Raw genomic sequence first — 20,885 nt, 5'->3', positions numbered from 1 at the left:
AATTCCTTCGGCTCTTTCTTAATCTCAATCATTTTATTATTATTTTTCTATCCAATGTTGGATGCAGAATTTTTGTTAACAAACTGTTCTACTTTAACTATCCGATAAAGATTTTCCAGCACGGGCATGCTGTAAGCTTTCAGTAGTAACGACCATATTTGCTGCTGGCATCTGCACTTGATTCTTATGGAACATAGACATTAATTCAAATCTTACTTGTCTAGAAGTTTCAAAATAATCTTCTGGCTTTATTAAACCTGTAATACAAAATTCATATCCAACGTATTTAAGATTCGGATTTAAATCTGTAACACCAACATATTTAAACGGCTCAACAGCTTCATCCTCTACTTTATAAAGACTTGGGGCCAATTTTTCATTACAATTCACACAAACTTCTTCCAACAATTCCTTAACTCTTGTAGGATCTTCCTGATAACTTACCGTAATCCGTTCAATTACGCGCATCCATCCTTTATTAAAATTTTGTATCGTTCTAATCTCTCCATGCGGTATCGTAAGAAGTTTTCCGGACCATTCACGAATTTGCATAAAACGAATACTAATTTCCTCAATTGTTCCTGAATTTGTTCCGTTAAAAGTAACAAAATCGCCAACACGAAACTCTTTGTCCGCTAATCGCGCAAAGCCTAATATTACATCTTTTAGCATCTGTTGTGCAGCAAAACCGATAACAACACCCGCTATCCCTGCACCTGCAATGATACTTTTTATATCTACAAATTGGCTAATTAAATATATGATTAGACTGATGATGATGATATATCTAAAAATAGATCGAATCACACTTTGAATTGTTTGCTCTACCTCTTCATCAAAAAAGCTTGATTTCCTAAAAAACCAATCAATAATGCGATTAATTACAAAAGAGATAATGATTAGTACTATAGCAAATAGTAAAAATCTTAAAAGTAAAAACTCTCTTACATAATTAAAAAATTCTTCAGTATACGTTAATAAACTCATCCATCCACACCCTTAACTAATGAAAATTTCATGAAAAACTAATTTATTGCCATACCTTTTGATTTCCTTAAAACTTGTTACACTTTCTTCTATAAATATACCCTTTTTTATTATCTAAAGGGAGATAACAATAGAATTTTTTATAAATGACTTTATGTTAAGACCTCAATACTTACCTAAACAAAAAGGGGAATATTAACACAACGCCGAATTGTTCATTTGAAAATATTTTGACTCGCGGAGGTTAACTAACAATGGGCTATATCGAAGAACTAAGAGAAGTTATTGGATCAAGACCACCCAATCTAGCTGGCGTTGCTGTAGCTGTTTTCAATGAACAAAGACAAATATTACTACAACAAAGACGAAATGGTGTTTGGGGTGTTCCCGGTGGATTCGTTGAACTTGGCGAATCAACAGAAGAAGCCGGAAGACGAGAAGTGCTTGAAGAAACAGGGATTGAAATAGGCTCTTTACAGTTAATAAGCGTATTTTCTGGAAAAGACTTTTTTGTGAAATTACCAAACGGAGATGAATTTTATCCTATAACAATTGCATATCTTTGCAAAGACATTATAGGTGGTACGTTGAAAGCTGATGGATTTGAATCCTTACATGTACAATTTTTTGATTTAAATGCGTTACCAGAAAAAATAAGTCCGTTTATAAAAAAACTAATCGAACAAAATATCGTTTCTATTTAAACGTAAAAAAGAGACCTTTTTTAAAGGCCTCTTTTTCACTTCACTTCTGCGTTTAAACAAGATTGAAAATGTCCTAGTGCATATTCATGCCCTTGCTCATTAAAAGATGCAACCGCCTTTTCAAAAACTACAATTTTAAATCCTTTATTATAAGCGTCTACGGCTGTGTGAAGAACACAAATATCAGTACAAACACCTACAAGATGTACTTCTTCTATTCCTCTTTCTCGTAACTTCATCTCTAAATCTGTTCCTGCAAATGCACTATATCGTGTTTTATCCATATAATATACATTTTCTGCATTTTTATATGTTTCGTACACATCTTGTAATTCACCAAACAAATCTCTTCCATTTTTACCAGCTATGTTATGAGGCGGGAATAATTTTGATTCTGGATGGTATACATCGTTTTCTTCATGTTTATCAATCGCAAAAACAACGTAATCTCCATTTTCAATATATCGCTTCGTTATATGGACAATTTCCTTCTCAATTTCTTGTCCTGGTTTCCCGCATGTTAAAGCACCTTTTTCAGCTACAAAATCATATGTATAATCAATATTAATAAGAGCTCGTTTCATAACTACTATCTCCCCTTCTTCTGTTTCACAGTAAACAATAGAAAATTTGTTATTACGACATCATATGTACTATTCGACATTTCAAATGAAATACCTATATTTTTCTCTCAAAACTTACCTTAATCCGAGTTTATCACAAAAAAGATAAATAATGATAAAACAAATAGCTCCTATTAACAAATCATGAATTTGAATGGCCTCTTGTATCGTAAACCAAATTACCGACATCATTATACTAATCAAGATGATACGAATACATCGATTCACACCTTCAACCTCTTTCTCTGCCCTAGTAATAACAAGTGAGTTCTTCCTACTTAATCGTATTAGAAAACGAAACAAGTTATTCACTATTACATCCGCTAGTCCAAACAAAAAAGCACACTACTTTTTGAGTAATGTACTTTTTATTCTTCTTATGACGCTGGTTTTGTTTCAAATGTTGCTTGATTTAAACTAATAACCTTTCCTTTTGGGTCATTGTTTTCATACTGTATTGCAGTAATCGTATGACTACCAGTCTCAAGCGTCTTTTCTTTTAATTGCACTGTTGTCTGTGTTGTACTAGTAACTTGATGTTTATCTGAATACACTTGATCTACAAATATAAATGTTTCTTTATCATTTTGAAAATTAGAAAGCTCTAATTCAACATGTTGAATTAAAGTATCCTTTTTGATGAATACAGTTGGTATATTGCCATTTTCAGAAGTACCATCCGGTGTAATGACTTTTACTTTTCCTTCTCCGACTGGTACTGCTCCTTCAGGAAATGCAACTATATTCTCATTACTTGCGTTTACAACTTGTTCTTCCTGCTTTGATTGCGCATCCTCTTTTTCTTGTGGAGCACCACAACCGGCTAATAACAATACAGACAATCCAGTGATTATGAATTTTTTCAAAATTCATCCCCCCTGTCATTTCATTATAATTTATTATACAAAAATAACTTTTTAATTTTAAGACTATTTTCAACACTTTCATGAACAAATAGAATCTTGCTCACGATTAATGTATCATACTTTCCTTAATAGAACATTAATTTTTTTTATGAAATAAATAGTAATTCCTTCTTATCTATCATTTTAGCCCAACAAATGAATTACATACCTATCCAAAATAAAAAGACATTGTTCATTCAATGTCTTTTTATCTTACGCTTTAAAAAACAAATGTTGTAATCTCATCTACTTCTTTTCTTGGAAGTTTCTTTGGCTTATCTTTCGGAAAACCGAGTGAAATAACCATGTTTATTTTTTTTTCAGGCTCAATTTGTAAATATTGTCGTAGTTCATCTTGAGCTAACAATACCGGTCCTGTCATTGGACAAGTACCAAGTCCTTTGGCATGTGCAGCCAACATTAAGTTTTGTGCCGCTAAACAGCTACTCTTAATTCCTTCTTCTTCCCAAACTGAATCTGGAACAAAAGCAATTGGATCAAATATCTTTTCGCGAAATTTTGATTCATATGGCGTTGCCAAACACACGATTAATACTGGTGCCTCCGAGAAAGCTGTTGCATATGGTCCGAAAGAACGGGTAAGTAATTTCCCTGCCTTCTCTTCTCCGTTTTCTGTGGCTTTTGCCGCAAGTTTATGTAATGCATCCCATGTCATTTGCTCAATTTCTTTAATTTTCTCTCGGTTCATAATGACCAAGAACTCCCATGTTTGTGAGTTCGTATCACTCGGTGCATAACGAGCACAATCAATAATTTCTTTTATGTCACTAATGGATACTTCTTGTTCTGTGAACTTCCTAACACTTCGTCTACCGTGAATTACTTCTTTAAAATCTTCATAATTCATACATTAAATCCCCTTTTTACAGCGTTTTCAAATCTTGTCCTATGCTTGAATTATATCATGAAAAAAAGCTGGAGGAATACCAGCTTTTTTCTTCAATATTAGTTCGTAACTTTAAACAAACGAATACTTTCTTCATATGCAACTTGGAGTTTTTTTGTAATTGTTCCTCTTTCGCCGGTCCCAAACTGTTCATCACCAATTTGAACGACTGGGAATATTTCAAGTGGTGTCGCTGTAAAGAAGCATTCATCAGCCTCATATACTTCTTGTAGTGAAAACTCTCGTTCTTCTACCTCAATATGTAACTCTTTCGCTAATGAAATAACATAGTGACGTGTAATGCCATGTAGAATGAAATTGTCAGCTGGATGTGTAATCAATTTATTATTTTTCACAATAAAGAAATTTGAATGACAGCCTTCCGTTACAATTCCATCACGTACTAATATCGCTTCTTGATATCCTTGTTCGTTTATTTTATTTTTAATCATAATATTAGGTAGCAAGTTTAAAGATTTTATATGGCAAAACTTCCAGCGTATATCCTCTTCTACAGTAACTTTTATTCCTCGTTCCATAGCAGCAATCGGCCTTGGAAACGAAACAATATTTGCAAAATAAGTTGGTTGCATATTTGACTCATAAACATGATTACGTGCTTGAGCACCTCTTGATATTTGCAAATATACATTCCCATCTTCTTGAAATTGATTTTTTTCAATCATTTCATGTAACTCTTCGACTAACTCTTCCTTAGTAAACGGTGGGATTAGTTTTATTTCTTCCATAGAATTAAAGAATCGTTCCAAATGTAGATTTAATAAATGTGGCTTCCCATCATATAGTCTAAATACCTCGTATATACCATCACCAAATTGAAAGCCTCTCTCCTCTAATGGAATCATCGGCTGTTCTTCCTTCGTATTTACAATTCTTCCGTTAAATAAAATCCAATCTTTATGAGTAGCTTTCATTTTTTCCCACTCCTTTATTCCATGATTGGTATAATTGTACAACTTATTCACACTCAAAAGAAGGAATTTTCTGTGTTTTTATAAATAAAAAAGTACATCACTCATTTAAAGTGATGTACCGGGCCATTCCTCTATTTCAGAAAATATTTTTCAATATCATCTAACATACGGTTTGCAGCTACAATACCACCTGCTGTATTCCAAATCACTTCATCTACTTGGAATACTTTATTATCTTTAGAAGCTTGTAACTGTTTAAAGAGCGGATCTTCTATCCATTCTTTTGCTAACGTGTTTCCTTCATTATTCTTATCCCCATCTTTATCTGATGTGAAATAGAATAAATAGTCCCCGTCCATATTTGGAATTTGCTCTTTTGTAATTCCTTTTATCGCAAATTCATCTTTATCTTGTAGTGCTGGTCGTTTAAACCCAATATCATTTAATACAACGCCTGAGAATGAATTTTTTTGATAAATACGAACATCACCTGGGACGAAGCGAATAATGGAAACTTTAGAGTTAACTTTATCTCCTAGTTGTTCTTTTATTGATGTAATACGCTTTTTATAATCATTAAGAGCATTTTGCCCTTCTTTTTCTTTATTTACAGCTTTTGTATAAAGCGTAAAGTTTTCTTTCCAATCACCGCGCAATGTTTCAGCATATACAGTTGGCGCGATTTCTTTTAACTGCTCATATATTTTTTCGTGACGCATTTTATTTCCGATAATTAAATCCGGCTGAAGCTTCATTACTGCCTCTAAATTAATATCACGCTCAGTTCCTACTACTTTCGTATCTTTTAACTCTTTTGCTAAATGAGGATACCATTCATCACCAGCTCGTGGTTTTGTCGTTCCAACTGGCGTTACTCCAACAGTTAAAAGTGCTTCAGCACCTTCATTTGTTAAAACGACAACTCTTTTTGGCGTACCATTTACTGTCGTTTCGCCCATTGCATGTTTTATCGTATATGAATCTTTTACTTTAGCTGATGTACCTTTATCTTTCTTCTCTTCTTCTTTACTGCACCCTGCAATTATGACCATTAGTAACATAACGCAAAGCATAAGAATATTTTTAGTGCGTGTCATAAATCCTCCTAGTTGAAAATGATTTTCAATTACATTTACAAGACTAATGTATCTCTCATACATTGTCAATACGTATATCAGAAAACTTTTTCAATATATATAATTTAGATCTCATTTTTATTCAAACTATTACTTATTTGTTAACCATATTTTTTAACCGTAACATATGAAAAAGAAACGGACATAAGAAAGTAATTGTAATTCCAGTCAATACATAACGTAAATAATACATATCAGGTATTACAAGTACAAATAAAAAAAACGCCTTATGTAAGGCGGTTTCTATCATTTTGCTTTAACCAATTTAAAATAAATATATACGATTGATAGTGAATATAACGTATGCAAAATAAAAGAAATAAAAGGGCTATTCCAGTGCTACTATACAGCAAGCCAAACTTTAAAAAAATATTTAAAAGTGGCGGAAAGTTCGTTATGTTTTGTAATGTAATAAGCATACTAAATAAAAGGAAAAAAACTGGAGCATATTGTAATTCATACGGCTTTCTCTTCTTATTCATTCTTTTTCGAATAAACATATGAATTAGCTCTGCTACTAAAAAACAGCCTCCAATTAATACAAGACCAGAAGTCATCGTCATACATCCACCTGCCTTATATTTATCCCGCATAACTACTCATCGTTATATTTTCTTCACATATATTCCGTCTTCCACATTAAATCCAAAACTCTCTATGAAAGATCTCGCTTGTTCTGTTAATTCCGTTTGTAATACCTTTATCTCTTTCACATCTCTTTCTTTCATCATCGTTTCAAATGTAAAATACGTATTTGTCCCATAACCGTAACTTTGATAATCAAAGTGAATAATTAATTGAGATAAAATCGCACTATCTTCTTGTACACTATAGTCTATTACACCGATATATGTATCATCAACTTTCACACAGTACTGTACTTGATGCTCAGTTAAACTATGTGAGCGAAACATTTCTTTAACAACGTTTTCATTTCCTACATTTACTTTTTCAAACGTAATCATATGTTGTCCATCCTTTTACTATTATTGTATCAATAATACGTCCTATTTATGAAAAAAACCTTAAGACCATATGCGATCTTAAGGTTTTTCTTATTAAACTAAGCTATACGCACGTTTCGTTTCTTCGTGGAACTTATTCGTATCGTATTTATGCTCAACATAAATTTGATGCCATACCATAAACGCAAGTACAGTCCAAATCTTACGGCTATAATCGCCTTTATCAGCACAATGTGCTTCCAGTAAGTTTAATACATACTGTTTGTCGATTAAATGATCTGTTTTGCTCTCATTTATAATATTGATAGCCCAATCATGCATTTCGTCTTTTAACCAGTGACGAATTGGTACTGGGAATCCAAGTTTTTTACGATCTAATACGTGATCTGGAACGATTCCGCGTGCTGCTTCACGTAAAATAGCTTTCGTAGTTCCGTTAGCAATCTTAAATTCAGTTGGAATTTTAGATGCAACATCGAATACTTCTTTATCTAAGAATGGTACACGAAGTTCTAATGAGTTTGCCATTGTCATTTTATCAGCTTTTAATAAAATGTCACCGCGTAACCATGTGAACATGTCAATGTACTGCATTTTACTTACATCATCATAATCTTTAATCTCGTTATACAATGGTTTCGTGATATCCATATAGTTAACACTTTCATTGTAATACTTCATTAATTCCGCTTTCTCTTCTTCACGGAAGATTTTCGCGTTTCCATAGTAACGCTCTTCAATTGGCGTACATCCACGCTCTAGGAAGCTCTTTCCTTTAAAGCCTTCTTTAAGAGCACCACTTAATGCTTTTAGAACGCTCTTACCTGGGCTAGGAATGTAAGAGAACATTTTCAGTGAGTTTGGCTCACGATAAATGTTATAACCACCAAATAGCTCATCTGCCCCTTCACCTGAAAGTACAACTGTTACATGTTTACGCGCCTCTTTTGCAACGAAGTACAATGGTACAGCTGCTGGATCTGCTAAAGGATCATCCATATGCCAAATGATTTTTGGGAACTCATCCATAAACTCTTTCGCTGAAATGAATACGTTATGGTTTTTAACGCCTAATTTCTCAGCAGTTTCTTTTGCAACATCAACTTCACTGAAACCACGTTGCTCAAAACCAACAGAGAATGTTAATAGATTCGGATTCATTTCTCTTGCGATAGATGCGATGATAGATGAATCGATACCACCAGATAAGAATGAACCTACTGGTACATCACTGCGCATATGCACTTTTACTGAATCATATAACACATCACGAATTGCTTGGATATGTTCTTCTTTCGTTGCACTTGAAGCATTGAAATAAGGTTTCCAGTAACGATGGATTTCCATCTCTTTACCAATTTCTTTTACGAAATAATGACCCGGCTCAATTTTATTAACATCAATTGTTAATGTTTCTGGCTCTGGACCATATTGGTACGTAAAGTAATGTTGTAATGACGTTGGATTAACGCCTTTATCTTCCATCACATGCATAATACTTTTCTTCTCAGATGCGAAGAATGTAGTATCACCTTGTTGTGCAATGTATAAAGGTTTAATACCGAAATGATCACGTGCACCGAAAAGTTTCTTCTCTTCACGATCCCAAATCATAAATGCAAACATACCACGAAGATAGTCTACACATTTTTCTTTCATATGTGCATACAATGCAATGATAACTTCTGTATCAGATTGCGTTGCAAACGTTGCACCTTTTTCAAGTAACATTTCACGTAATTCTACATAGTTGTAAATTTCACCATTAAAAATAATTACATATCGATCATTTTCATAAGTTAGCGGCTGATGTCCTGCCTCTAAGTCAATGATACTTAAACGGCGGAAGCCAAATTGTACATGTTCATCACGAAAATATCCTTCGTCATCTGGACCGCGGTGGAAAATCATCGTGTTCATATTTTCAAATTGATGTTTTTCTGTTTCTGAAAACTCTCTAGGGTTTTCACATAAACATCCTACAAAACCACACATACTTCTTACCCTCTTTCAGTTTTCATTCTGTCTCTATACTACTATATCAACCCTATTTATACTAGCATAATCAACTGAATATGGCGACCAAAAACTATAAAAAAATCACTCCATTTCACATTTTTAACAATTTTTTATGAAAACATGAAAATTAGGCAATCACCTTTCTCCGCTTTTGTCATATGATATTGCAAATTGATTTCTAGGAGGGAATAACCATGAGTGAAGAAAAAAAAGACTCTTCTCGCCCACCGGTTCGCAATTATTTAAAGCAAATTGATGATTTCTTCGAGCAAACACCACTTCGCAATGTAATTGCTGATTTAAATCATTTTTTCCAAAAAGGAAACCGTTTATTAACATTCCCTGTAGATTTATACGAAGTTGGTGAAGAACTCGTTGTTACAGCTGAACTACCAGGTATACAAAAAGAACAAATTCAAATTGAAATACAAAGTGAATACTTAAAAGTCTCTGTAAAAGAAGAGATACTTGAAGAGGCTGAAGAAGAAACATCTCATAACTATTATCGCCGAGAGCGTTCCATTTCAGAAGCATCCAGATTGATTAAATTACCATACTCAATTAATAAAAAAGCAGCGAAAGCTTCATATCAAAATGGCGTGTTAGAAATTCGGGCACCAAAACTTCCACAACAACATGACATTTTATCCATAGACTAATGTAAAAAAAGAAGGGTGCTTTCATCGGCACCCTTCTTTTCAATCCGCTAATCGCTTCATATCACGTATAATGTCTTCATACGGCGTATTGCTAATACCACTATACTTTTTCATTACTTTTCCGTTTTGATCAATTAAATAAAACGATGTGCCATGTATAACTTGACCATTCTCAGGTTTATCTACAAGTGATTGGAAATTATCTTTTGAAAACTTCGTAATATCCTCTAACGAATAACCTGTTAACAAATTCCAGTTACTAGTATCCTCTGTAAACTTTTGAATGAAAGCCTTCAGGTTCTCCGGCTTATCAAGGTCTGGATCTACACTAAACGAAACAAACTGAACGTCTAATTTCTCTTCTTTTGCCATCTTTTGCAGTTTTGCCATATTAGCAGTCATTGGTGGACAAACTGTTTGGCAATTTGTGAACATAAAGTCAGCAACCCAAACTTTTCCTTTTAAATCTTTTGTACCAAATGGCTTTCCATCTTGATTTGTAAATTGGAAAGTTTCTAAATCCCAATTCAATGGTTTACGAAGCTTTGAACCTGATCCACTACATCCAGCAAGTACAAAGAGACAAAATACAACCATAAGACCAATTATTTTTTGATAACGCTTCATTAATAAACCTCTTTTCTCTATCCTAAATTTAAATAGGTTATGTTTATCATAACAAAAGTTAACACTACGAGAAAATTGTTTACTACATTTGTTCACGAAATCGTACGAATTTACGTATGTTACTTCTTTATTTCAAGCGAATTACTAGACAAAATATATTTTTTACTATTATTTCTCTAAATAGAAGTTGCAAAAACTAAATTTATTGTTACTATTGTAAACCCATCCCCCTATTTTTTAACAATTCCTTAAACATTCATCCATGTTATACACTGTATTCCTTAACAACATTTCGGTACAATACAATTACAACGATTTTAAATGAGGTGATGTTCATGACAAAACGTTATGAAAACATGGATAATGTGAGCACAAAAAAATCAATTCGTTCCTTTATACGTTGGCGAAAAGAGCGAAAGCAAAATAAAAAGGATTTTTCATTTTTAGTAGAACAATCACCTGTTAAACAAAGTAAATTTCTACAAAACAACTTTGAAAAGACGACTGTGACTTGGATTGGTCATTCTACATTCCTTATACAAACGAACGGTCTAAATATATTAACAGACCCAGTATGGGCTACTAAATTAAAATTAGTTCCAAGACTTACTGAACCTGGTCTTTCTATACAAGAACTACCTAAAATCGATATTGTCCTCATTTCGCACGGTCATTATGATCATCTAGATTTTTCAACGCTTCGCCAGCTAAATGATGATGTTCTATACCTAGTACCTATTGGACTAAAAAAATTATTTACTCGTAAAAAATTCACTCGTGTAGAAGAATATAATTGGTGGGGAAATACAAACATTAATAATGTTTCCTTTCACTTTGTCCCTGCTCAGCACTGGACGAGAAGATCGTTATTTGATATGAATACCTCTCACTGGGGTGGATGGATTATTAATAATGAAATAACGAAAGAAACTATTTATTTTTGTGGAGATAGTGGCTATTTCCAAGGTTTCAAAGAAATTGGCAAACGCTTTTCCATTGATATTGCTCTTATGCCAATTGGAGCTTATGAACCCGAATGGTTTATGAAAGTATCTCACGTTTCACCTGAAGAGGCAGTGCAAGCCTATTTAGATTTAAACGCTATACACTTTATACCGATGCATTACGGAGCTTTTGCCCTTGCCGATGAAACACCGCGTGAGGCTATAACAAGGCTTCGGAACAATTGGAATTTACGTATGCTACCGTGGGAACAACTGCATGTACTCTTTTTAGGTCAAACTTTCACTTATAATAACGTAACAAATGATAAACAGGTAAATGAAAAAAGCGAAACGTTACATGTATAACATAACTACTTATTTTCTATATCCAACATATAATATAGAAAATCATAAAGTGAAATTTTAATCAGTGGGTGTTTTCTATGAATGAATATTTACAGACCCGCTATATCATTAGCGGTAGTACCTGTATAGCCCTTCTTATTTCTTACTTTCTATTCACATAAAGTGAAGCTTTAATCAGTGGGGCTTCATCCCCCACTGATTATTAGCTCACACCAATCGGGCATTTACGGACCGTTAATCTCCCGCGTAACTTCTTTTCTTTATGTAGGGAGTCCTACTGTCCGTAAATAGCGAGATAAAAAAGCTACTTGAAAATATATTTCAAGTAGCTTTTTTATTACTCTGCTAAATACATAAATCCGATTGCACCTGGACCTGTATGAGTACTAATAATAGGCGTTGTAAAGAAAATTTCTGATTGAGCAAATCCACTCACCTTTTCAACAGCCGCTTTTACATTTTCAGCTAACGGAATTGCTTTCGCATGTGGAATTGCAACAGCTTTTACCACTTTTCCAGCTGTATCTTCCTCAAATAACTTAGCTAACGTTTTTACAATTTGACCTTGGCTACGCACTTTCGTTACAGGGTTATAAACACCATCTTCAAGGCTAGCAATTGGCTTTATATTAAGTAGTGAACCGATAAACGCTTTTCCTTTACCGATACGCCCACCCTTCACTAAGTTTTCTAATGTATCTACTACTACATATAAACGAGTATTCTTTCTCACTTCATCTACACGTTTTAAAATTTCTTCTAGTGAGCGTCCTTCATTTGCCATTTTCGCAGCTTCAACTACTTGATATGCTAAAGCATGTGTAATAAATTGCGAATCAACAACTGTTACTTTTGTATCGGTCATTGATGCAGCACTATTTGCAGTTGCCACAGTACCACTCATTCCACTAGTCATATGAATGGAAAGTACTTCACTTCCATCTTCACCTAACTTGTCATACATTTCTACAAATGTACCCATTGCTGGTTGTGATGTTTTTGGTAGTTCTTCTGATTTAATCATTTCTTCAATAAATTCATCCGGTTGTAGATCAACGCGATCTAAATATGTTTGTCCATTTACAGAGATTGATAATGGTAAAACATGAATGTCATACTTCTCAATTACCTCTTGTGATAAATCTGCCGTTGAATCTGTTACAATTTTAATTTTTTGCATATTATATTCTTCCCTTTCCAATACGCTCTCCCTGTTATTATACTAGTATTCCCATTGCTTTCAACAATTTGGAACGAAATTTAATCAAATTAATTATATTTTTATACCTAAAATGAAAAAGACAGAGCTCCTAACCCTGTCCACACTCTATATCATGCATTTTTTTCAAGAGTATTTGTTTTATATACATTTAAATAATCATTCCACTTCAAACAATTTTGTAAATATTCACGGAAAGAATACGAAAATCTTGGGTGTTTTTGTTTTTGAATTTTTGCAATAAATAATTGAAGACGAGACTGAATTAGAAACGACAATGGATGCTGCGCCTGTAGAACAGGGATTTCAAATATTTTAATACAATCCCCTGTTGAATGAGTGAAATAAAAACTTTTCGTAATCACAATATCAATCCTCTTTTTCATTGGATTTTGAACTTCTTCTACTTTACGCTGTAACACGTTGTTTAAAGTGGAGACTCCTGTGAATACAAAAGTATCCTTAGACAATCTCTGTAGTTCTTATGGCTAGAAGATTTATACTCTATTCATCTCCACCTAATCCATCCCCCATCCTAAATTTCTAATAAGACGAGGACTCGTTATCCGTATATTGCTTAATATATTCAGTATAAACTTATAAAAGCGCAAAGTTTGTCTAAATTTTGGAGATTCTATAATTTTTTTCTTCTCTATATTGTATACGTTTATAGCTAGAGTATAACAAATAAATAAAAAAAGTGCCTTTATAACGAGGCACTTTTCGACTGGATTTCTTCTTCTCTTTTCTCTTTTCGCTTACTAACAATCTTTGATAAAGCAATACTAATTTCATAAATACAAATAAGTGGTACCGCAACTAAACTATGAGATAAAAAATCTGGCGGTGATATACACGAGGCAATGATAATCAATGCTACGTAAGCATACCTTCTTATTTTTATTAGAAATTCCGCCGTCAATATTCCAATACTCGTTAAAAACATGACAACTACAGGCAATTCAAAAATTACAGCAAATGGAACTGTTAAATTAAGAACAAAATGAAAATACTTTTCCGTCGTAAACATCGTATTAAACATTTCATTACCTATCGTAGTTAAAAAATGAAATAAAAACGGCATTACAACGAAATATCCAAAACATAAACCTGCAATAAATAATATAGACAATACCGGTATATACAATACTGTCATCTTTTGTTCATTTGGATGTAAACCCGGTTTTACAAATAGCCAAATTTGTATAGCAGCAAAAGGAATTGTACAAACGATAGCAAATACTGTAGCAATCGAGAAAAAAATCCACAATACATCACTTGGACCGAGAACAGTTAATTTCATTGGTAAATCTTTTACAAGCCAAAAATAAATATCCTTCGTAAAAGTAAACCCAACAATTAAAAATAGTACAAAGGATAGCACTGTATATATTACTCGTTTGCGAAGTTCAACTATATGTTCTACTACGCTCATTTCCCGATCTTCCATCTCGTTCACCACACTTTATTTATCCATTACAAGGAAAATTTATTACATTTTTTCTTTCTTTTCCTTCTCTTGAAATGCATCATCAGTCAATTCTTTCGTTGATTTTTTAAATTCTTTTAACGTTTCCCCTAAAGCCTTTCCGATTTCCGGCAATTTTTTCGGCCCAAATAAAATAAGTACAGCTACTAAAATTAAAATTAATCCTGGAAAGCCAATATTTGAAAACATTTCTCCATCCCCTTTATTAGTAGATTCCTTGTCCTACTATTGCATAATTTTATTTTGTCAAAAAAGTTTGAAAACGTCAACAAAACCATTGTCTTTTGTCAAAAAAATTCAAAAATATAATCAATTATACAAATTTCATTTTCTATTGCTCTTGTGTATGATATGGTAAGGGAAACGACATATTATTTTATGATAGTAGAAAGGATTACCATTATGACTGAAAAAATGACACGAATGACGCAATTTGTGAAAGAAGAAATTGCAAATGCAATTACACATGGTATCGGTGCCATTTTAAGCATCCCTGCCTTAATCATATTGATTATTCATGCCTCTAAGCATGGTACCGCATCTGCTGTTGTTGCATTTACGGTTTATGGTGTAAGCATGTTCTTACTGTATTTATTTTCGACATTGTTACATAGCATCCACCATCCAAAAGTAGAAAAATTATTTACTATACTAGACCACTCAGCCATTTATTTATTAATCGCTGGCACATATACTCCTTTTTTACTTATTACGCTTCGTGGACCATTAGGCTGGACGTTACTCGCTATAATATGGACACTAGCAATCGGAGGTATCATCTTCAAAATTTTCTTTGTACGCCGCTTTATTAAAGCATCAACATTATGTTATATCATCATGGGTTGGCTCATAATCGTTGCAATTAAACCACTTTATGAAAATCTGACTGGGCACGGTTTTTCACTACTTTTAGCGGGCGGAATTTTATATTCAGTAGGGGCTATATTCTTCCTTTGGGAAAAGCTTCCTTTCAACCATGCCATTTGGCACCTTTTCGTTTTAGGTGGTAGTGCGATGATGTTTTTCTGCGTACTCTTTTACGTCTTACCTACAGCATAAAAAAAGGTTTCAGCTTATATAAGCTGAAACCTTTTTTGACTACTTATGTAATTGTGATGCGATAACATCTTGTGTATACTTCGTTAACTCTTTAATATCCATATTCGCATACTCTTCAGGTGTAATCGGCTTAGAAATTGTTACTGTTGCATGAGCTCGTTTCATACGGTTTCCATTCGCTTCAAACATTTTATATGTCCCATCTAATGTTACAGGTAAGATTGCTACACCAGATTTTACTGCAAGGTGAAAACTCCCAGCCTTAAACTCTCCAATTTCGCCACCTTTACTTCTTGTCCCTTCTGGGAAAATTACGATAGAATGTCCATTCTTTAATAGCTCGATTCCATCTTTAATCGCTTGAAGTGATTGACGACGATCGCTACGATCCATAAATACACAATTCATAAGTTCCATCCATGTTGGTACAACTGGGAACTTTTTAATCTCTGCTTTTGAAACGAATCCAATTGGTTTATTTAAGTAACCTAGTAAAACAGGGATATCCATATTACTCTGGTGATTACTTACAACTAGTACTGGTTTGTCTTTCGGAACATTTTCAAGTCCCTTTACTTCAACTGCCCCACCAGCAACTTGTACCATTTTCTTACCAAACCAATTTGTCGTTTTATACACAGCATTATCTTTTTCTTGTGGCGACATCGTATTTACTTGCTTTTTCAGACGCCACATTCTCGGTGTAATCGCAATTACGATTAAAATTAAATAAAAGATTTTAAAAAACGTTTGAATCATACAGAACCCCCACCTATTATCATTCCGACCTTCATTATACTAGACAAACGAAGGAAAAAGAAGAAAAAATGTCCAAACAGCAAGTGTTTGGACATTTTTAAGCATTCTATATTAGAAACGTTTTGCTAATTCACGAGCATTAGCAATTGCTGCTTCTTTAATTTCTTGTGCTTTTTCAGGATTTGCATTCATACCTTCAACTGCAATATATTCAGTTTCATTTACACCAATGAATCCTAATACTGTTTTTAAGTGATTGCGGCCGAAGTCTACAGCTGCATATGCTCCTTCAGAATAAACGCCACCTGTTGCTTGAATGTGAAGTGCTTTTTTGCCTTCTAATAAGCCAACTGGGCCATTTTCAGTATACTTGAATGTTTTACCTGCGATTGCTAAGTTATCTAAGTATGCTTTTACTACTGGTGGATAGCTAAAGTTCCACATTGGAGTTACGAATACATAACGATCTGCATGCATAAATGTTTCTAAGTTTGTGTTCATTGCTGCTACTTTTTGTTGTTGAACTTCAGTTAAAGCTTCAAATCCTTCACCTGCTGCAAATTTACCCCAAGCAGCAAATACATCTGCATCAATTGCTGGTACTGTAGTGTTGAATAAATCAATTGTTACCACTTCATCTTGTGGATGTTCATTTTTGTAAGCTTCGATGAAAGCTTCCCCTACTGCCATTCCGAAAGAACCTTCTGCTGAATTTGGATTTGCTGTAATAAATAGTACTTTTGTCATTGTAGTCTCTCCCTTTTTTACGTTTTATCTTTAATTTGAGATTTATAATTTGAAAGTAAATAACTTACCTTATGTAAGTATAATACAAAAAGTTATGATTAATGTCAATAAAAAATAGCTACTTTTTTTTCGTAAGTTAATAATTAATGTCTACAATACATTTTTCGTAAAACAAAAAAACTACCTCCACTTTTCATGGAGATAGTTTTCCTCAATTTCTATTTTTGAAAAATATGTTTCACTTTTTCAGCAGGAATGTTACTTCCTCCTCTACCTTTTACATCTTCAATCATCATCGTAATGACCATATCTGGTGAATTTAAATCAAATGCAGCGAACCAACCTAGTTCTTTTCCTTCGGCCTCTTTTGATACTTTTAATTCCGCTGTACCTGTTTTTCCAGCAAGAGTCATTCCATCAATTTTAGCAATTTTCCCAGTACCATCTGGATCATTAATTACTTTCGTCATAGCAGTTTTTAATATATCCTGATTGCCTTTTGAAATGACATTCTCTTTCCAAACTTTTGGTTGCTTATCTGTTTTAATAATATATGGAGAAGGTATGTTTCCATCATTAACAATTGGTGCGTACGTTAATGCTAGATGGAGTGGAGTCATTAATACTTGCCCTTGTCCATAACCTGTGTCTGCCATTTGAATATCATTTTTAATACCATCATTTGCGATTTTAGAAGCTGGGAATCCATATTCAATTGGTAATTTCTCATCGAATCCGAACTTTTTCGCTTCACTCATAAATTTATCTTTTCCGATTTTCAAAGCCTCTTGCGCAAAATAAATATTATCCGAGTATTTCATTGCTTTATCAAAATCAATTGGATTTGCATCTTTTACACGTGTTACATAATAATTACCCCAAGAAGAATCTTTTGTCCATTTTAATCCTTCAATTTTCAACTCTTCTTTTGGATCAATTGTTTTCGTTTCAAGACCGATAGCAGCTGTAATCGGCTTAAATACAGATCCTGGAACTGATAATTGTGTAAATCGATTCGTCATCGGTTTTTTCGGATCATTATTCCACGCTTCACGTTGTGCTTTTGATGTCCCTCTTGCAATTATGTTGGGATCATATGCTGGGCTACTTACAAGTGCAAGTGTTTCTCCACTTTTCGGATTAATTGCCGCACTTGAACCCGCCTCGCCTTTCATTTCATTATAAGTTTTTTCTTGAACAGCACTATCAATCGTTAAAGTTACATTTTCCCCATCAACAGCATCTGTTTTTGCTAAATTTTTAATTTCTTTCCCTTGTGCATCTTCTACAAAGACACGGCCGCCTTTTTTACCACGTAGCTTTTCTTCCAGTACTTGTTCTAAACCAGCTTTACCTACTGGATCATCTGCTTGATAGCCTTTCTTTTGTAGTGTTTTTAAATCTTCAGCATTCACTTTTCCAATATAACCAGTAAGATGTGCTGCAGCTTCCCCTAACGGATATGTACGAACATTTACTGGTTTTGTTGAAACACCTGCTAAATCAATGTACGTATTTTGCGTTGCCCCTTCAGGCAAAATTCCAATTGGTACAAGATAATTTGGTTTTACCCATTTAGCAGCTAGTTTTTGATCAATTTCTTCGACAGACATGTTTAATAACTTCGCTACTGTCTCTTTCGTTTGCGGAGCAGTATCGTCTAATTTTTCTGGAACTATTCCAATTTCGGAAGCTTTCCCATTCGTTGCAAGACCTTTTCCATTACGATCGTATATCTCACCACGTTTTGGCTCTGTCGTTTGCATACGCACTTTACTATCTTTTGTCATACCTGGGAATATAAAATCAGGAGTCCAATCTACTTTCCAAGATTCTTTATCTCCATCTTTTTCTTTCACCATCTTTGCTTCATGGCCGAAAGTGATTTTTCCACCCACTGTATCCATGCTTACTTTAAAAGGAACAGGACCTTCATCTTTTTTTTCTTCTTTTACTTCCCCTGTTTCTACTTTTAGATCTTTCACTTCAATACCAGCATAAATTTTTTCATATTTCTCAGTGAATTCTTTCTTTGAAATATCTTTTTTTGCCTTTTCTGATAATTGATCATACATTTCTGCAAATTTTTGTTTATTCCATGCTTTTGCATATGTATCAAATGCTTGTTGTGGTTTTTCTTCTTTACCACATCCGACTAACATGAATGTTAAGCAAAGAAAAAGAATCCCCCATATCTTTCTCAATTGATTCTCCTCCTCTTTCTATCTTAATACTCTTGAAAATTTTAGCATTTTTACATGCTACCATTCATTATAGCACTATCGAATCTCATCTATAAACCAATATTGATGGATATAAATAAAAAGATTGATGTGAATATTCACATCAATCTCTATTATTATTGTCGCTTTTCATATACATGATAATAGTACGTATACGGATTTTTTTCATCCGTTAAACCTTTTTCAACAAAAATTTCTTTCCAATTTGCCATATCGATTTCTGGGAAGAATGTATCTCCTTCAAATGCATGATGGATTTTTGTTATATATAACTTGTCTACGTAAGGTAAAAAGAGATCATAAATTTGCGCTCCGCCAAAAATAAAAATCTCTTCTTCATTTTTGCATAGCTCAAACACTTCTTCTACAGAATGTGCTACTTCACAGCCTTCAACATGATACCCTTCATTACGAGTTACAATAATATTACGTCTTCCAGGCAGTGGTCTACCAATCGCTTCATAGTTTTTTCTTCCCATAATAAGCGAATGACCCATTGTTGTTTTCTTTACATATTGTAATTCACTCGGTAAACGCCAAGGCAAATTATTATCTTTACCAATTACTCTATTCTCGTCCATTGCGACCATAAATGAAACTATCATCTTTTCATCTCCTCTACAATTACACTGCAACCGGTGCTTTAATTGCTGGGTGTGGATCATATCCCTCAATCGTTAAATCTTCCATTTCAAAATCAAACACAGATTTTACATCTGGATTTAATGTAAGTTCCGGGAACGGACGTGGTTCACGTGCCAATTGCTTTTCTACTTGCTCAAAATGATTCGTATAAATGTGTGCATCTCCAATTGTATGAACAAATTCTCCCACTTCAAGTCCGCATTCATGTGCAATTAAATGTGTTAATAGCGAGTAACTTGCAATGTTAAATGGAATTCCAAGGAATATATCACCACTTCTTTGATATAGCTGACAAGAAAGTTTACCGTCTGCTACATAAAACTGGAATAGCGTATGACAAGGTGGTAATGCCATACTTGGTACATCTTCAGGATTCCAAGCAGATACAATTAGACGACGTGAGTCTGGTGTTTTTTTAATCATTTCAATTACATCTTTTAATTGGTCAAGCGTCTCACCAGCTGTCGTTTTCCAGGCACGCCACTGCTTACCGTATACGTCTCCTAAATAACCATATTTATTTGAGAAATCATCATCTTCTAAAACGTTATTTTTAAACAATTCCATTTGCTCATCGTACTGTACTTTAAATTCCTCATCTTGTTGTGAGCGAAGACCGAAATCGGTCATGTCAGGACCAGTATATTCGTCACTTTCTACCCAGCTCTTAAATGCCCATTCATTCCAAATATTATTATTATGCTGCAATAAATAACGAATATTTGTATCACCTTTCATAAACCAAAGCAACTCACTTGCTACAAGGCGAAACGGCACTCTCTTTGTCGTTAATAAAGGAAAACCTTTACTTAGATCAAAACGCATTTGATAGCCAAATACAGACACAGTGCCTGTCCCTGTACGATCTTCTTTCTTCGTACCATGTTCCATTACATGGCGGCATAAATTTAAGTATTCATTTTCAGCATGTTTCATATGTAGTAAAA

24 protein-coding genes and 1 pseudogene are annotated in these 20,885 nt (G+C 33.8%); 4 read left to right on the top strand and 21 right to left on the bottom strand.

Annotation, left to right across the window (positions count from 1 at the left end):
- Positions 1–93 precede the first annotated feature (93 nt).
- Positions 94–987 carry a mechanosensitive ion channel family protein gene (locus tag AC3WVA_RS19170; protein WP_098520429.1) on the bottom strand — a complete coding sequence of 298 codons (894 nt, stop codon included), beginning with the start codon at positions 985–987 and terminating at the stop codon, positions 94–96.
- A 254-nt stretch (positions 988–1,241) separates the two neighbouring features.
- On the opposite strand from AC3WVA_RS19170, the gene AC3WVA_RS19165 reads away from it, so the two are divergent.
- Positions 1,242–1,691 carry an NUDIX hydrolase gene (locus tag AC3WVA_RS19165; RefSeq protein WP_088315684.1) on the top strand — a complete coding sequence of 150 codons (450 nt, stop codon included), beginning with the start codon at positions 1,242–1,244 and terminating at the stop codon, positions 1,689–1,691.
- Positions 1,692–1,726: 35 nt separating this feature from the next.
- On the opposite strand, the gene AC3WVA_RS19160 is transcribed toward AC3WVA_RS19165, so the two are convergent.
- The 10 genes and pseudogenes from AC3WVA_RS19160 to asnB form a co-directional block, all read right to left on the bottom strand.
- Entirely contained in the window at positions 1,727–2,275 is a 549-nt protein-coding gene (locus AC3WVA_RS19160; protein ID WP_048528845.1) for a cysteine hydrolase family protein, read from the bottom strand.
- Between the two features lie 114 nt (positions 2,276–2,389).
- Positions 2,390–2,626 (bottom strand): hypothetical protein, encoded by a 237-nt coding sequence (locus AC3WVA_RS19155; protein WP_141539495.1) that lies wholly within the window; start codon positions 2,624–2,626, stop codon positions 2,390–2,392.
- 65 nt (positions 2,627–2,691) lie between these two features.
- Positions 2,692–3,180, bottom strand: coding sequence for a putative periplasmic lipoprotein (locus tag AC3WVA_RS19150; RefSeq protein WP_048528844.1), 489 nt, complete (start codon positions 3,178–3,180; stop codon positions 2,692–2,694).
- A gap of 259 nt (positions 3,181–3,439) precedes the next feature.
- Complete coding sequence (locus AC3WVA_RS19145) at positions 3,440–4,087, bottom strand: nitroreductase family protein (RefSeq protein WP_098520432.1); 648 nt, start codon at positions 4,085–4,087, stop codon at positions 3,440–3,442.
- 98 nt (positions 4,088–4,185) lie between these two features.
- Positions 4,186–5,061 (bottom strand): D-amino-acid transaminase, encoded by an 876-nt coding sequence (gene dat / locus AC3WVA_RS19140; protein ID WP_048528842.1) that lies wholly within the window; start codon positions 5,059–5,061, stop codon positions 4,186–4,188.
- A 131-nt stretch (positions 5,062–5,192) separates the two neighbouring features.
- Complete coding sequence (locus tag AC3WVA_RS19135) at positions 5,193–6,158, bottom strand: ABC transporter substrate-binding protein (RefSeq protein ID WP_048528841.1); 966 nt, start codon at positions 6,156–6,158, stop codon at positions 5,193–5,195.
- 133 nt (positions 6,159–6,291) lie between these two features.
- Positions 6,292–6,405, bottom strand: a pseudogene (locus tag AC3WVA_RS19130) (phosphatase PAP2 family protein); the annotation flags it as partial.
- Positions 6,406–6,424: 19 nt separating this feature from the next.
- A complete protein-coding gene (locus AC3WVA_RS19125; RefSeq protein WP_071758145.1) occupies positions 6,425–6,754 on the bottom strand; it encodes a hypothetical protein in 330 nt (109 codons plus the stop codon).
- A 48-nt stretch (positions 6,755–6,802) separates the two neighbouring features.
- On the bottom strand, positions 6,803–7,162 hold the full coding sequence (locus AC3WVA_RS19120) for a GNAT family N-acetyltransferase (protein ID WP_098520433.1): 360 nt from the start codon (positions 7,160–7,162) through the stop codon (positions 6,803–6,805).
- A 93-nt stretch (positions 7,163–7,255) separates the two neighbouring features.
- Entirely contained in the window at positions 7,256–9,157 is a 1,902-nt protein-coding gene (gene asnB, locus AC3WVA_RS19115; protein ID WP_048528838.1) for an asparagine synthase (glutamine-hydrolyzing), read from the bottom strand.
- Positions 9,158–9,375: 218 nt separating this feature from the next.
- Between asnB and AC3WVA_RS19110 the strand changes: the two genes are divergently transcribed.
- Positions 9,376–9,840 (top strand): Hsp20/alpha crystallin family protein, encoded by a 465-nt coding sequence (locus AC3WVA_RS19110; protein WP_001288083.1) that lies wholly within the window; start codon positions 9,376–9,378, stop codon positions 9,838–9,840.
- A gap of 39 nt (positions 9,841–9,879) precedes the next feature.
- On the opposite strand, the gene AC3WVA_RS19105 is transcribed toward AC3WVA_RS19110, so the two are convergent.
- Positions 9,880–10,467, bottom strand: a complete 588-nt coding sequence (locus AC3WVA_RS19105) for an SCO family protein (protein WP_048528837.1) — start codon at positions 10,465–10,467, stop codon at positions 9,880–9,882.
- A 335-nt stretch (positions 10,468–10,802) separates the two neighbouring features.
- On the opposite strand from AC3WVA_RS19105, the gene AC3WVA_RS19100 reads away from it, so the two are divergent.
- Positions 10,803–11,777 (top strand): MBL fold metallo-hydrolase, encoded by a 975-nt coding sequence (locus AC3WVA_RS19100; protein WP_048528836.1) that lies wholly within the window; start codon positions 10,803–10,805, stop codon positions 11,775–11,777.
- A gap of 337 nt (positions 11,778–12,114) precedes the next feature.
- On the opposite strand, the gene AC3WVA_RS19095 is transcribed toward AC3WVA_RS19100, so the two are convergent.
- From AC3WVA_RS19095 to AC3WVA_RS19080, 4 genes are all read right to left on the bottom strand, one after another.
- Positions 12,115–12,957, bottom strand: coding sequence for a DegV family protein (locus tag AC3WVA_RS19095; RefSeq protein WP_003266758.1), 843 nt, complete (start codon positions 12,955–12,957; stop codon positions 12,115–12,117).
- A gap of 152 nt (positions 12,958–13,109) precedes the next feature.
- Positions 13,110–13,361: a DUF2535 family protein gene (locus tag AC3WVA_RS19090; protein ID WP_000629012.1), complete on the bottom strand. Its 252-nt coding sequence runs from the start codon at positions 13,359–13,361 to the stop codon at positions 13,110–13,112.
- Between the two features lie 341 nt (positions 13,362–13,702).
- Complete coding sequence (gene tatC, locus AC3WVA_RS19085; RefSeq protein WP_098881050.1) at positions 13,703–14,446, bottom strand: twin-arginine translocase subunit TatC; 744 nt, start codon at positions 14,444–14,446, stop codon at positions 13,703–13,705.
- 42 nt (positions 14,447–14,488) lie between these two features.
- Positions 14,489–14,674 (bottom strand): twin-arginine translocase TatA/TatE family subunit, encoded by a 186-nt coding sequence (locus AC3WVA_RS19080; protein ID WP_000492443.1) that lies wholly within the window; start codon positions 14,672–14,674, stop codon positions 14,489–14,491.
- A gap of 213 nt (positions 14,675–14,887) precedes the next feature.
- Here AC3WVA_RS19080 and trhA point away from each other — a divergent pair, with 213 nt between their 5' ends.
- Positions 14,888–15,544, top strand: coding sequence for a PAQR family membrane homeostasis protein TrhA (gene trhA, locus AC3WVA_RS19075; protein WP_000136894.1), 657 nt, complete (start codon positions 14,888–14,890; stop codon positions 15,542–15,544).
- A gap of 39 nt (positions 15,545–15,583) precedes the next feature.
- Here the strand turns inward: trhA and AC3WVA_RS19070 are convergent, their stop codons facing one another.
- The 5 genes from AC3WVA_RS19070 to AC3WVA_RS19050 form a co-directional block, all read right to left on the bottom strand.
- Positions 15,584–16,303, bottom strand: coding sequence for a lysophospholipid acyltransferase family protein (locus tag AC3WVA_RS19070; protein ID WP_098345781.1), 720 nt, complete (start codon positions 16,301–16,303; stop codon positions 15,584–15,586).
- A 111-nt stretch (positions 16,304–16,414) separates the two neighbouring features.
- On the bottom strand, positions 16,415–17,050 hold the full coding sequence (locus AC3WVA_RS19065) for an FMN-dependent NADH-azoreductase (RefSeq protein ID WP_048528832.1): 636 nt from the start codon (positions 17,048–17,050) through the stop codon (positions 16,415–16,417).
- A 218-nt stretch (positions 17,051–17,268) separates the two neighbouring features.
- Positions 17,269–19,254 (bottom strand): penicillin-binding protein 3, encoded by a 1,986-nt coding sequence (pbpC, locus tag AC3WVA_RS19060; RefSeq protein WP_492322099.1) that lies wholly within the window; start codon positions 19,252–19,254, stop codon positions 17,269–17,271.
- A gap of 155 nt (positions 19,255–19,409) precedes the next feature.
- A complete protein-coding gene (locus AC3WVA_RS19055; protein ID WP_098345782.1) occupies positions 19,410–19,898 on the bottom strand; it encodes a dihydrofolate reductase in 489 nt (162 codons plus the stop codon).
- Between the two features lie 19 nt (positions 19,899–19,917).
- The gene (locus AC3WVA_RS19050; RefSeq protein WP_098881048.1) at positions 19,918–20,874 is read right to left on the bottom strand and encodes a thymidylate synthase; all 957 of its coding nucleotides are present in this window, start codon (positions 20,872–20,874) and stop codon (positions 19,918–19,920) included.
- Positions 20,875–20,885: the final 11 nt, after the last annotated feature.

Source organism: Bacillus sp. EB106-04-02-XG92, assembly GCF_058791995.1.
The sequence above is the reverse complement of the archived record's forward strand: the minus strand, read 5'-3'. Positions and strand labels throughout refer to the sequence as shown.